General features: G+C 45.2%; 12 protein-coding genes and 1 pseudogene. 10 read left to right on the top strand and 3 right to left on the bottom strand.

Annotated features, from left to right (window positions below):
* The first annotated feature begins 14 nt into the window (after positions 1-14).
* Both ftsY and ilvA read left to right on the top strand, forming a co-directional pair.
* Positions 15-956, top strand: a complete 942-nt coding sequence (gene ftsY / locus NSA57_RS05095; RefSeq protein WP_207719320.1) for a signal recognition particle-docking protein FtsY — start codon at positions 15-17, stop codon at positions 954-956.
* Positions 957-980: 24 nt separating this feature from the next.
* Positions 981-2,192, top strand: coding sequence for a threonine ammonia-lyase (gene ilvA / locus NSA57_RS05090; protein WP_022067664.1), 1,212 nt, complete (start codon positions 981-983; stop codon positions 2,190-2,192).
* A 75-nt stretch (positions 2,193-2,267) separates the two neighbouring features.
* Here ilvA and NSA57_RS05085 read toward each other — a convergent pair whose 3' ends face one another.
* On the bottom strand, positions 2,268-2,423 hold the full coding sequence (locus NSA57_RS05085; RefSeq protein WP_173752159.1) for a hypothetical protein: 156 nt from the start codon (positions 2,421-2,423) through the stop codon (positions 2,268-2,270).
* 198 nt (positions 2,424-2,621) lie between these two features.
* On the opposite strand from NSA57_RS05085, the gene NSA57_RS05080 reads away from it, so the two are divergent.
* Positions 2,622-3,452, top strand: coding sequence for a S8 family peptidase (locus NSA57_RS05080; protein ID WP_022067666.1), 831 nt, complete (start codon positions 2,622-2,624; stop codon positions 3,450-3,452).
* 120 nt (positions 3,453-3,572) lie between these two features.
* Positions 3,573-4,784 (top strand): NADP-dependent isocitrate dehydrogenase, encoded by a 1,212-nt coding sequence (locus NSA57_RS05075; protein WP_147598933.1) that lies wholly within the window; start codon positions 3,573-3,575, stop codon positions 4,782-4,784.
* 77 nt (positions 4,785-4,861) lie between these two features.
* Here NSA57_RS05075 and NSA57_RS19925 read toward each other — a convergent pair whose 3' ends face one another.
* On the bottom strand, positions 4,862-5,224 hold the full coding sequence (locus NSA57_RS19925; RefSeq protein ID WP_408611619.1) for an ABC transporter C-terminal domain-containing protein: 363 nt from the start codon (positions 5,222-5,224) through the stop codon (positions 4,862-4,864).
* Positions 5,225-5,281: 57 nt separating this feature from the next.
* Positions 5,282-6,727 (bottom strand): annotated as a pseudogene (gene abc-f / locus NSA57_RS05070) (ribosomal protection-like ABC-F family protein); the annotation flags it as partial.
* A 225-nt stretch (positions 6,728-6,952) separates the two neighbouring features.
* Here abc-f and NSA57_RS05065 point away from each other — a divergent pair.
* The 6 genes from NSA57_RS05065 to NSA57_RS05040 all read left to right on the top strand — a co-directional run bounded on the left by NSA57_RS05065 (position 6,953) and on the right by NSA57_RS05040 (position 13,048).
* The gene (locus tag NSA57_RS05065) at positions 6,953-7,597 is read left to right on the top strand and encodes a redox-sensing transcriptional repressor Rex (protein ID WP_022067669.1); all 645 of its coding nucleotides are present in this window, start codon (positions 6,953-6,955) and stop codon (positions 7,595-7,597) included.
* A 92-nt stretch (positions 7,598-7,689) separates the two neighbouring features.
* Complete coding sequence (locus NSA57_RS05060; RefSeq protein WP_257464198.1) at positions 7,690-9,216, top strand: NAD(P)H-hydrate dehydratase; 1,527 nt, start codon at positions 7,690-7,692, stop codon at positions 9,214-9,216.
* Positions 9,203-10,369: an alanine racemase gene (alr, locus tag NSA57_RS05055; protein ID WP_257464197.1), complete on the top strand. Its 1,167-nt coding sequence runs from the start codon at positions 9,203-9,205 to the stop codon at positions 10,367-10,369. Before NSA57_RS05060 ends, alr begins: the two co-directional genes overlap by 14 nt.
* A gap of 97 nt (positions 10,370-10,466) precedes the next feature.
* Complete coding sequence (locus tag NSA57_RS05050; protein ID WP_257464196.1) at positions 10,467-10,814, top strand: type II toxin-antitoxin system PemK/MazF family toxin; 348 nt, start codon at positions 10,467-10,469, stop codon at positions 10,812-10,814.
* Between the two features lie 174 nt (positions 10,815-10,988).
* Positions 10,989-12,350, top strand: a complete 1,362-nt coding sequence (locus NSA57_RS05045; RefSeq protein WP_257464195.1) for a hemolysin family protein — start codon at positions 10,989-10,991, stop codon at positions 12,348-12,350.
* Entirely contained in the window at positions 12,320-13,048 is a 729-nt protein-coding gene (locus NSA57_RS05040; protein WP_022067674.1) for a YebC/PmpR family DNA-binding transcriptional regulator, read from the top strand. Before NSA57_RS05045 ends, NSA57_RS05040 begins: the two co-directional genes overlap by 31 nt.
* Positions 13,049-13,199 lie beyond the last annotated feature (151 nt).

The raw sequence follows: 13,199 nt of genomic DNA, 5'->3' as shown, positions 1-13,199 counted from the left end.
AAGGAGGCATGAGTATGGCTGAAGAAAAAAAGGGCTTTTTTAAACGGCTTGTCAGCGGACTGGCAAAAACAAGAGATAATATTGTAGCGGGGTTTGACTCCATTTTCAGCGGATATTCCAGTATAGACGAGGACTTTTATGAAGAGCTGGAAGAGATTCTTGTAATGGGGGATATCGGCATCAACGCCACCTCTGCAATTCTGGAAAATCTGAAGAAACAGGTTGCGGAAAAGCATATCAAAAACCCGATGGAATGCAAGCAGCTTCTGATCGACAGCATCAAAGATCAGATGAGGGTAGACAGCACAGAATATGAGTTTGAAAACCGTAAATCTGTAATTTTAATGATTGGCGTCAACGGAGTAGGAAAAACCACTTCTGTAGGCAAGCTGGCAGGAAAATTAAAGGATGAAGGGAAAAAGGTGATTCTGGCGGCAGCAGATACCTTCCGTGCAGCTGCCGGAGAGCAGCTTTCCCAGTGGGCAGACCGCGCCGGCGTGGAGATTATCGGCGGACAGTCAGGAGCGGATCCGGCCTCTGTTGTCTATGACGCAGTAGCTGCAGCAAAGGCCCGAAACGCAGACGTGCTTCTCTGCGATACAGCAGGCCGCCTTCATAACAAGAAAAATCTGATGGAAGAGCTGAGAAAGATCTACCGTATTCTGGAGCGGGAGTATCCGGAAGCTTATCTTGAAACTCTGGTTGTACTTGACGGAACCACCGGACAGAATGCTCTTACTCAGGCAAAGCAGTTTGCAGAGGTTGCCAATGTAACAGGAATCATTCTGACTAAGCTTGACGGTACAGCCAAAGGCGGAATTGCAGTTGCGATCCAGTCAGAGCTTGATATCCCGGTAAAATATATTGGAGTGGGAGAAACTATTGACGATCTTCAGAAGTTTGATGCAGATACTTTTGTAAATGCATTGTTTGATGTAAACGAAAAAGAAGATTAAGAATACGGGAAGGAGAAAATGAATATGCTTACACTGGAGAATTTTGAGGAAGCCTCAGAGATTGTAAAAAAAGTAACCCAGGAGACAAAGCTGATCAAAAGCAGTTATTTTTCCGAGCTAACCGGAAACAGAGTTTTTCTGAAGCCGGAGAACATGCAGAGGACAGGCGCTTACAAAGTGCGGGGAGCCTATTATAAGATCAGCACGCTGTCAGATGAGGAAAGAGAAAAAGGACTGATCACTGCTTCAGCCGGAAATCACGCTCAGGGTGTTGCCTATGCTGCTCACAAATTCGGGGTAAAGGCGGTCATCGTAATGCCTACCACAACGCCTCTTATTAAGGTGGAACGGACAAAAAGCTATGGCGCAGAGGTGATCCTGAAGGGCGATGTCTATGATGAAGCCTGCGCTTATGCTCTGGAGCTGGCAGAAAAGGAAGGCTATACGTTTATCCATCCCTTTGATGATCCGGCAGTTGCCACCGGACAGGGTACCATTGCCATGGAGATCGTCCAGGAGCTTCCTCTTGTAGACTATATTCTTGTGCCTATTGGCGGCGGCGGTCTGGCTACCGGTGTTTCCACTCTTGCGAAGCTTCTGAATCCTCATATCAGGGTGATCGGAGTAGAGCCGGCAGGAGCAGCCTGTATGAAAGCGTCTCTGGAAAAAGGAGAAGTTGTAACCCTTCCTCATGTAAATACCATAGCGGACGGTACTGCAGTGCAGACTCCGGGCGAGCATATCTTCCCGTATCTTCAGGAAAATCTGGACAGCATCATTACCATTGAAGATGATGAGCTGATCATGGCTTTTCTGGATATGGTTGAAAATCATAAAATGATCGTAGAAAACTCCGGACTTCTGACTGTGGCGGCTCTTCGCCATCTGGACTTTACCGGAAAAAAAGTAGTGTCTATTTTAAGCGGAGGAAATATGGATGTAATTACCATGTCCTCTGTAGTCCAGCACGGACTGATCCAGAGAGACCGTATTTTTACAGTTTCTGTACTGATTCCGGATAAAGCAGGAGAGCTGGTACGTGTGGCAAGCATCATAGCTCAGAATCAGGGCAATGTTATTAAGCTTGACCATAACCAGTTTGTTACCACCAACCGTAATGCGGCCGTAGAGCTGAAAGTAACTATGGAGGCCTTTGGAACCGATCATAAAAATCAGATTGTAAAGGCTCTGGAAGACGCGGGCTGCAAGCCTAAGGTGATCAGAGCAAGTCTCTGATTCGTCATAGATTATGTAAGAAACCGCAGAAGGAGATTTACGGAATGTCTCCCTGCGGTTTGTTTTTTAGGCTTTTTACATTTGGTGATTTTCCATCCAGGTTCTGATATAGTCCATCTGTTCCTGATCTGAGATCAGCTGGGAAGCCGGGTCATTTCCCGCAGCTACACAGCAGAACAGGACAAAGGACTGCAGACAGAAAAATATGATCAGAAATAAAATAAACGCCATGAAAATCCTCCTTTTTATGCAGCGGGTTTCATCAGGGCGGTCAGTATCCTGGCGGCTGCAATCTGTGATCCATACTTAAGTTATTCCGATGGTTTACAGTATTGGCAAATCTATGAAAAATATTCATATTCTATAAAATTCGCAAATAATTCTCAGACTGAATACATTAAAATAAATCTTCTTTTTTGGAGTATATTCATGAAAATGATGAATTATACCGGAAAGGGCATCGGTGTGGCAATTCTGGATACAGGCATTTCTCCGCATCCGGATTTTGGAAACAGAATCTGTGCTTTTTCTGATTTTATTTCACATAAACAGACTCCTTATGATGATAATGGGCATGGAACTCATGTAACCGGAATTCTCTGTGGAGACGGAACAGCCTCCGGGGGAAAATACAGGGGAGTGGCTCCTGGATGCGGGATCATCGGGCTGAAGGTTCTGGACCGGTTTGGGAACGGAAACAAAGAAGATGTATTGTGCGCCTTTGACTGGATCATCCGTCATATGCAAAAATACCATATCCGTGTTGTGAATATTTCTGTGGGAACCACCTGTAAAAACGGAAAAGAACATAACAGCCTGATACAGGGAGTGGAGAAATTATGGGATCGGGGGCTGGTGGTCGTGGCAGCGGCAGGAAATCAGGGACCGCTGCCAGGGAGCATTACAGCGCCGGGAAGCAGCAGAAAGATCATTACCGTAGGTTCCAGTGACATGCTTGTGGGAACGGAAGGAGTTTCCGGAAGAGGCCCTACGTTTGAATGTATATGTAAGCCGGATCTTGTAGCTCCCGGAAACCGGATCATTTCCTGTTCATCAAAGGGCGGGTACCGGATGAAAAGCGGAACCTCCATGTCTACGCCCTTTGTTTCAGGGGCCGTTGCTCTGGCGCTTGAAAAAGATCCCCTTCTTACCAATGTGGAGATTAAAATGATGCTGAAGGACAGTGCAGATGATATGGGATTTCCCAGAAACCAGCAGGGATGGGGCAGATTTAACCTGGAACGGTTTCTGGAACTGTAGACGAAAGAGGGGCAGAATCATAAATATTTTATGAAGTGAAAGCATCAGCGTTGACGGAAGAGGAGTTTTTTTGTACAATACTAAACAGAACATGCTTCAACCGGAGAGGAGATAAAATACATGGATAAGATTAAAATGACAACACCCCTGGTAGAAATGGACGGAGATGAGATGACCCGTATTCTCTGGAAAATGATCAAAGAGGAACTTCTGCTTCCCTATGTGGATCTGAATACGGAATATTATGATCTCGGGCTTGCCTGCCGGAACGAAACAGACGATCAGGTAACCGTAGATGCTGCCAATGCCACAAAAAAATACGGTGTTGCAGTAAAATGCGCTACGATTACTCCAAATCATGCCCGAATGAAGGAATATGATCTGAAAAAAATGTACAAAAGCCCTAATGGAACCATCCGCGCTATTCTTGACGGAACGGTATTCCGGGCTCCCATTGTTGTAAAAGGAATCGAACCCTGTGTACGTAACTGGAAAAAACCAATTACCATTGCCCGTCATGCATACGGTGACATATATAAAAACACAGAATTTTATGTAGAAAAACCTGGAAAGGTGGAACTGGTATATACTTCTGAGAACGGGGAAGAGAAACGTTCTCTTGTACAGGAATTCAAGTCCCCGGGAGTTGCCATGGGAATGCACAATATGGAAGCGTCCATCGAAAGCTTTGCAAGAAGCTGCTTTAACTATGCTCTTGATACAAATCAGGATGTGTGGTTCGGGGCAAAGGATACTATTTCCAAAACCTATGACGGCAAATTCAAGGAAATTTTCCAGAAGATATTTACAGAGGAATTTAAGGCGAAATTTGATGCGGCAGGACTGACATATTTCTACAGCCTGATTGACGATGTGGTTGCCCGCGTGATGAAAGCGGAGGGCGGCTTTATCTGGGCCTGCAAAAACTATGACGGAGACGTTATGAGCGATATGGTTTCTTCTGCCTTTGGTTCTCTTGCCATGATGACTTCTGTTCTTGTTTCTCCGGACGGATACTATGAATATGAGGCTGCTCACGGAACCGTACAGAGACATTATTACAGACATCTGGAAGGAAAAGAGACCTCTACCAACTCAGTGGCAACAATTTTTGCATGGACAGGTGCGCTCAGGAAAAGGGGAGAGCTGGATGGAAATAAAGCTCTGACTGAGTTTGCGGATAAACTGGAAAAAGCAACTCTTTCTACGATTGAGGCAGGAAAGATGACAAAGGATCTTGCCATGATCACAACCATTAAGCATCCAAAGGTGCTTTCCAGCAGAGATTTTATTCTGGCCGTGCGGGAGTCACTGGATCGTATTATGAAGTAACCGTACAAAAATCAAAATAACAGGAATTGTTTTGGACCATATGAACAGCGGTTTCGGACAGCAAAAATGGGAAAACCTCAGGCGAGGGATTCCCATTTTTCATATAATTCTTCCAGTTCCTTCAGAACCGCCTCTTTTTCGCGGCTTAATTCAGTACAGCGCGCCACATTGGTGCACACATCCGGAAGCACCAGAGTTTCATCGATTTCTTTATCTCTTTTTTCCAGCTCTTCGATTCTGGCTTCTGTTTTTTTCAGTTCGTTTTCCAGTTTTCGCCTGCGGGCCTGTTCTTCCTTTTGCTGCTGCCAGGAAAGCTTGCTGTCAGAGTTATCTGTTTCCGGTGCTCTGGTTTCAGCAGGATCAGACGGGGCAGGCGCATATTTTTCCGTCAGCTCCTCTTTTTTCTCCAGATAATAATCGTAGTCACCAATATAATTCACAATCGCCTGATGGGTCAGGTCAAGAATCCTTGTAGCAGTCTGATTAATAAAATAACGGTCATGAGAAACATAGAGGACGGTTCCGCTGTAGCTGTTTAAAGCTTCCTCCAGAATTTCCTTGGAAGCAATATCCAGATGGTTAGTGGGCTCGTCCAGGATCAGGAAATTGGCTTCTGAAAGCATCAGCTTGGCAAGAGAGACTCTTCCTCTTTCTCCACCTGAAAGAGAAGAAATTTCTTTAAAAACATCATCTCCGGTAAAAAGAAAGGCGGCAAGCATGTTTCGGATCTCTGTTTCCGTCAGTGTGGGATAGGAATCCGAAATTTCCTGAAAAATAGTTTTTTCTGAATGAAGCACATGATGCTCCTGATCATAGTAGCCGATCTGAACCTTGGAGCCCAGGGAAAAGCTTCCGGAGTCTGCAGGAAGGATGCTGTTAAGAATCTTCAGCATGGTAGTCTTTCCTGTCCCGTTATTTCCGATCAGCGCAATCCGCTCACCTCTTTTTATCTGAAAGGAGATATTTGTAAACAGTGTCTGGCCGGGGAAGCTTTTGGACAGTTCCTCTACAGTAAGAACGTCATTTCCGCTTACGGTTCTTGGCTCCAGAGAAAGACGCATATGAGTCTGGATTTCCACCGGCTTGTCAAGTCTCTGGATCTTATCCAGCATTTTCTCACGGCTTTCAGCTCTGCGGATTGATTTTTCACGGTTAAAGGACTTTAATTTAACGATCACAGCTTCCTGATGTTTGATTTCCCGCTGCTGATTCAGGTATGCCTTATACTGAGCGTCTCTCAGCTGCGCCTTTTTTTCTGCATAAGAAGAGTAGTTGCCCTGGAAAGAAATCACCTGACCGGCTTCGATTTCTACTACCTTAGTCACTACCTTGTCAAGAAAATAACGGTCATGGGAAACAATAAAAACAGCTCCCGGATAATTCAGAAGATAGGTTTCCAGCCAGGCAATACTTTCCATGTCCAGATGGTTGGTAGGCTCGTCAAGAAGAAGGATATCCGGCCTGGAGATCAGAAGCTTGCCAAGAGTTACCCTTGTTTTCTGGCCTCCGGAAAGAGTTTCAATCGGCTTTTCAAAGTCTTCTTCCCCAAATCCCAGACCCTTCAGTATGCCGGTAAGCTCGCTTTTGTATGCGTAGCCGTTTTCCAGCTCAAATTCATGGGTAAGTCTGGTATAGGTGTTCATAAGCTGCTCCAGCTCTTCGCCCTGTACATGCTTCATTTCCAGTTCAATGGAGCGCATACGTTCTTCCATATCAAGGATGTGCTGTTTGGTTGTAAGAAGCTCTTCGTAAATGGTGCGCTGTCCGTAAATATCCTGATACTGAGCCAGATATCCCATACGTTTATCTTTTGCCAGTATCACGTTTCCGGAATCAGCAGAAAACTCTTCCATAATAATGCGCAGCAAAGTGGTTTTTCCTGCGCCGTTATTACCGATCAGAGCGACTTTTTCCCGCTCTTCTATGTGAAAAGAGGCATCTTTTAAAATCTCTTTTTCGCCAAAGGATTTACAGATGCCCTGACATGCTAAAATCATTGTTGTTCCTCCGCAAATTGCCTTAATTATCTTAATACGTACTGTAAGATTATAAGGCTTTTACAATGATTTTGTAAAGACCAAAAAGTTTTTGCGAAGTGAAAAAACTTTATTTGACATTAAAATAACATTTCGTTATAATTAATAGGAAATCAGAAGGAGGATCATCCCGTGGAGGCAAAACAAATTTCAAAAGCAGTGATAAAAAGGCTGCCGCGTTATTACAGATATCTTGGAGAACTGCTGGAAGAAAATGTGGAGCGTATTTCTTCCAATGACCTCAGCAAAAAAATGCATGTGACAGCGTCTCAGATCCGTCAGGACCTGAATAATTTCGGCGGATTCGGACAGCAGGGATACGGATATAATGTGAAGTATCTGTACACAGAGATCGGCAAAATTCTGGGGTTAGATACGGTTCATCCCATGATCATCGTGGGTGCCGGTAATCTTGGACAGGCGCTGGCAAACTATGTGGATTTTGAAAAACGCGGATTTAAGCTGATGGGCATTTTTGACATCAATCCTGTACTGGAAGGGATCGCAGTGCGGGGAATTGAGATTCAGATGATCAGTGATCTTCCGTTTTTCCTGAAGGAAAATCAGATTGAGATCGCAATCCTTACGCTTCCGAAAAATAAGGCCGGAGATATGGCAAATATTCTGATTGAGAACGGAATCAAGGCAATCTGGAATTTTGCGCATATTGATCTGGATACTCCTGATGATGTGATCGTAGAGAATGTACATCTTTCCGAGAGCCTTATGCGGCTTTCTTACAATCTTAGCCAGTACCGTCAGGAACATGAAAATTAGCCCATCTCAGCAGGCTGTCACCCTATTCCGGGCTGACAGCCTTTTGATGTAAAAAGATATAAAGCAGACAGATACAAAAAGGAGGGGATCAGATGAAAGAAGTGGTAAGCTGTGAGAGAATGAAGCAGCTGGATGCGTATACGATTGAAAAGAGAGGCATTCCTTCCTGTGTTCTTATGGAACGGGCTGCTCTGAAAACTGTGGAAGAAATGGAAAAGGTGTTTCATAAAAATAACACAGAAGAGAAGATTCTCTGTGTCTGTGGAAGCGGAAATAACGGAGGAGACGGAATTGCCATTGCCCGGATCCTTTTTCTTCATGGATATCAGGCTGAGATTTATGTGGCAGGAAATCATTCCTCTTTTACCCATGAAACCGCGCGCCAGCTTTCCATTGCATCAAATTATCATGTTCCGGTTGTGAATAACCCGCAGTGGCGTGAATATACTACTATAGTAGACGCTGTTTTCGGTGTGGGACTGGCCCGTCCTGTTATGGGAAAATATAAAGAACTGATAGAAACCATGAACCGGATGACTGCCTGGAAAGTAGCTGTTGATATTCCATCCGGGGTGAACGGAGATACCGGCGCAGTGATGGGTGCTGCTTTTGAGGCGGATCTTACCGTGACCTTTGGATTTCTGAAGGCGGGACTGTGCCTTTATCCGGGCAGAAAAAATGCCGGAAGGACGGTTCTGGCCGATATTGGCGTTTACGGAGAGTCTGGTGTTTTTGAGAAAAAGAGAATTCTGGAAGTGGAAGATACCAAAAAGATTCCCAGAAGAACACCAGAAGGAAACAAGTCCACCTTCGGAAAGGTTCTTGCAGTGGCAGGAAGCCCGGGAATGTGCGGCGCCGCCTATTTCTGCGCAGCGGCAGCATTTGCCGGCGGTGCGGGAATGGTACGTATTCTTACCGATGAAAGTAACCGTATTCCTTTGCAGAGCCTGCTTCCGGAAGCCATTATTGATTGTGGAAAAGGAGAGGCGGCCTATCAGAATGCCTTTGACTGGTGTGATGTGATCCTGATGGGACCGGGACTTGGAATTTCGGAAAAAACACGGTTTAAGGTGCACTGGTTTCTGGAAAAAGCTTTATCCGGAAAAAAAGTGGTGCTTGATGCAGACGGTCTGAACCTTCTGGCAGAAAATCCGTCCTGGAAAAACCTTCTGGGCAGTCATGTGATTCTGACTCCCCATATGGGAGAGATGAGCCGGCTTACCGGAAAAAGCATTGGAGAGCTGCAGGACAGCCGGGAAGCCTCGGCACTGGAATATGCCAGAGCTTCGGGCTCTGTCTGTGTACTGAAGGATGCCTGTACTGTAACGACCGGTTCCGATGGCACAGTATGGTATAATCTTTCCGGAAATGCCGGAATGGCAACAGCCGGAAGCGGAGATGTACTTGCAGGGGTTCTTGCCGGAATGCTCTGTATGTACAGAGGAGAGGCGCTTTCAGTTGGTGAAATGACAGAGATCGCAGCGCTGGGAGTTTTTATCCACGGAAGAGCAGGCGATCTGGCAGCTGAGAACAAGGGAATGTATGGAATGAAGGCGGGAGATCTGCTCCTGACAATTCCGGAGGTATTGAAGTACGGAGGAAGACATGAGGAGATATGACAGAATCAAAGCAGTAGTATCCCTGGATGCTATTGCGCATAATTTTGGAGAAATGAAAAAAAATATCGCAAAGGGCACAAAAATCATTGCTGTGATCAAGGCGGACGGATATGGCCACGGAGCAGAAGCCATTGCCCGTCTGATCCACGGATACAGTTATATCTGGGGATTTGCAGTGGCTACCGCAGAGGAGGCTCTTCAGCTTCGTGCCTTTGGGGTAACAAAGCCAATATTGATTCTGGGAATCGTATTTGAGGAATATTTTCCTGATATGGTGGAGCAGGAGATCCGGCTGACTGTCAGCGAATACTCCATGGCAGAAAAGCTGTCAGAGGAGGCTGTCCGTCAGGGAAAAACAGTACATATCCATATTGGACTTGACACAGGAATGAGCAGGATTGGATTTTCTGATACCACAGAAAGCGTTCAGGAAATTAAGAAGATCACAGAACTTTCCAATGTAGAGGTGGAGGGACTGTTCACCCACTTTGCCAGAGCAGACGAAACAGATATCTCTCCTGCTGAAAAACAGCTGGAACGTTACGTGACCTTTGAGAGACTGCTTCATGAAAGTGGAATCAGAATTCCTGTACAGCACTGTTCCAACAGCGCAGGAATTATCCGTATGCCAAAAGCAAACATGGATGCCGTCCGTGCCGGAATCACCATTTATGGAATTTATCCTTCTGATGAGGTGGAACGGGATATTGTAAGGCTTCTGCCTGCTATGGAGCTGAAAAGCCATGTCAGTTATGTCAAGGAACTGAAAGCAGGGGCTTCGGTCAGTTATGGAGGAACCTTTACTGCACAAAAAAACATGAAGGTTGCCACCATACCTGTAGGCTATGCAGACGGATATCCCAGAAGTCTTTCCAACAAAGGATGGGTCCTGATCCATGGAAAAAAGGCTCCTGTGATCGGGCGGATCTGTATGGATCAGTTTATGGTAGATGTAACAGAGATTCCTGAGGTTCACACAGGTGACGAGGTGACACTTGTAGGAAAGGACGGAGATGAGGTTCTCAGTCTGGAAACTCTTGGAGACTTATCAGGAAGGTTTTCTTATGAATTTGCCTGTGATATTGGAAAACGGGTACCAAGAATTTATATAAAGAACGGAAAGAAATGGGGTGAGCTGACCTTTTTTGAATAGGTAAAGGCGGCAGAAACTGGAAATACCACGCATGTATACACAAGAAAAAACTGGAAATACTGATTAGTAGAGAAAACAGAATCGGAGTGTGAATTGTGTGGTAATAAAAAGAGGGGATATTTTTTATGCAGATTTAAGACCTGTGGTAGGAAGCGAGCAGGGCGGGATCCGTCCTGTTCTGATCATACAGAACGATGTGGGAAACCGGCACAGCCCAACTGTGATCTGCGCAGCCATCACATCAAAAATGAATAAGGCGAAGCTTCCTACACATATTGAAATTGATGCTTCTGCCTACGGGATCGAAAAAGATTCCGTGATCCTTCTGGAGCAGTTAAGGACCATTGATAAACGGCGGCTGAAGGATAAGGTGTGTCACCTGGATCAGTGTATGCTTGACCGTGTGAATCGTGCGCTGGAGATTAGCCTGGAACTGAGCTTCTGATCCTTTTTCTGCCTGGGCAGGGCAAAAGATGCTTTTAAGAAAGATACTTTTTGGACGGGAATTCTTGACGAACGGCAGGGAAAGTGCTATATTTTAGCAGTAATTATGCTGATTCACAGGTAATTTCCGGGGAAATACACTGTATGTACAGCGAGTTAAGAAAGGAAATACAAAATGGACGACGGCAGTCGATCGCCCCTGGCGGGGCTTATTGTTCTAGTGATACTGATTTTGCTGAACGGAATCCTTTATGGCTTTGCAGCAGCAGTCAGAAATCTGAATCAGAGCGAAATACAGAAAATGGCAGAGGAAGGAAACAAAAAAGCCGGATTACTGAAAAGGCTTATTGATGAACCGGTAAGATATGTCAATGCCATTCCTCTGATCGTAACAGCTTCAGGAATCTTTATCGGTGTTTTTCTGGTGCCTCTTCTGGCGCGGATCTCACATCGTTACATAGATCAGTTTCCGGCTTTGGTACTGATTTCGATTCTCTGTGTTGTTCTTCTTGCCTCTTTTGGCATTTTGATGCTCCGAAGGATCGGAGATTACCGCTCCAGACAGTATGCGTTCCGTTATGTGCGGCTTGTCAGCATAGTGGTAACGATAATGTGGCCTTTTACTCTGACAGTTACCTGGCTTGCGCGTATTACTGCCGGTGTTTTTGGAGTAGCGCTTGGGGAACAGCAGGAAGCGGTTACAGAGGAGGAGATCATTTCCATTGTGGATGAGGCTCATGAACAGGGCGTCATAGAGAAAAATGAAGCAGAGATGATTCAGAATATCATTTCTTTTAATGATATCAAGGCCGGTGATATTATGACACACAGAACCGGAGTGGTGGCTTTTGACCAGGAAAGATTCCTGAAAGACGTCATAGATGAGATGCTGGAAGAAGGAAATTCCAGATATCCGGTCTATGAGGATGATATGGACAATATCAGAGGACTGATCCATTATAAAGACGCTCTTAAATTTATGACCCAGAATTCCTGGGCAAGATTCAAGCCTCTAAGAGAGCTTCCGGGACTGATCCGAAAAGCAGATTTTGTGCCGGAAACGGGAAGCATCAGCAATATTTTCCGTACTATGCAGGTAAAACAGGCACATATGGCAGTTGTGGTAGATGAGTACGGTCAGACTGCAGGAGTGATCACAATGGAAGATATTCTGGAGGAAATCGTGGGAGAGATCCTTGATGAATATGATGAGGACGAGGATATTGCTATCCGGACTCAGACAGATAACAGCGTTCTGATTGATGGTTTTGCAGAGCTGGAGGATGTTGAGGAGGAGCTGGGGATCAGTTTTGGAGAGGTTGAGGTAACGACGCTGAACGGGCTTCTCACAGAGCTTCTGGGGCATATTCCCACAGAGGAAGATCTGGACCATGAGATTGTTGCAAACGGTTACCGCTTTAAGATCCTGTCTCTTGGAAACAGGACAATAGGAAAGGTGCGGGCCGAAAAAATAAATGACAAGAACACAAAAGGAGAAAGTGAGTTATGTCAGGACATTCAAAATTCGCAAACATAAAGCATAAAAAGGAGAAAAACGACGCCAAAAAAGGTAAAATCTTTACTGTGATCGGACGAGAGATCGTTATGGCTGTCAAAGCCGGAGGACCGGATCCCAACAATAACAGCAAGCTTCGCGATGTTATTGCAAAAGCAAAAGCAAATAATATGCCAAATGATACCATTGAGCGCGGTATCAAAAAAGCAGCAGGTGCAGAGGCGGCAGACAACTATGAGCGTGCTACATACGAAGGCTATGGTCCCAACGGTGTTGCCATTATCGTAGAAACTCTTACAGACAATAAAAACCGTACTGCCAGCAATGTAAGAAATGCTTTTACAAAAGGCTACGGAAGCATCGGAACACAGGGCTGCGTTTCCTTTATGTTTGATCAGAAAGGACAGATCATCATTGACAAGGAAGAGTGCGAGATGGATGCAGATGAGCTGATGATGGTTGCCCTTGATGCAGGTGCTGAGGATTTCAGTGAGGAAGAGGAAAGCTTTGAAGTGATCACAGCACCGGATGATTTCAGTGCAGTTAGAGAGGCTCTGGAAGCTGCCGGAGTTCCTATGCTGGAGGCACAGGTGGCTATGGTTCCTCAGACCTATGTGGAGCTTACAGACGAAAAAGATATCAAAAACCTTCAGAAAACACTTGATCTTCTTGATGAGGACGATGACGTCACTGACGTATGGCACAACTGGGATGAATAATTGAGAACAGCCCTCAGACCCTTTAAAATAAGGGAGATGAGGGCTGTTTTATCTTAAAAATGATGATGCTTTTTATAACAAAATGGCTTTCGGTGATGCTATACTGATTGTTTAGATGGTCTGTTTTTATGGTAAAGAGTGTTCTGTATTT

This window comes from Blautia caecimuris, from assembly GCF_024622975.1.
GTDB classification, from domain to species: domain Bacteria; phylum Bacillota; class Clostridia; order Lachnospirales; family Lachnospiraceae; genus Blautia_A; species Blautia_A caecimuris.
Note: the sequence above shows the minus strand (reverse complement) of the source record. Positions and strands in the feature narration are given on the sequence as shown.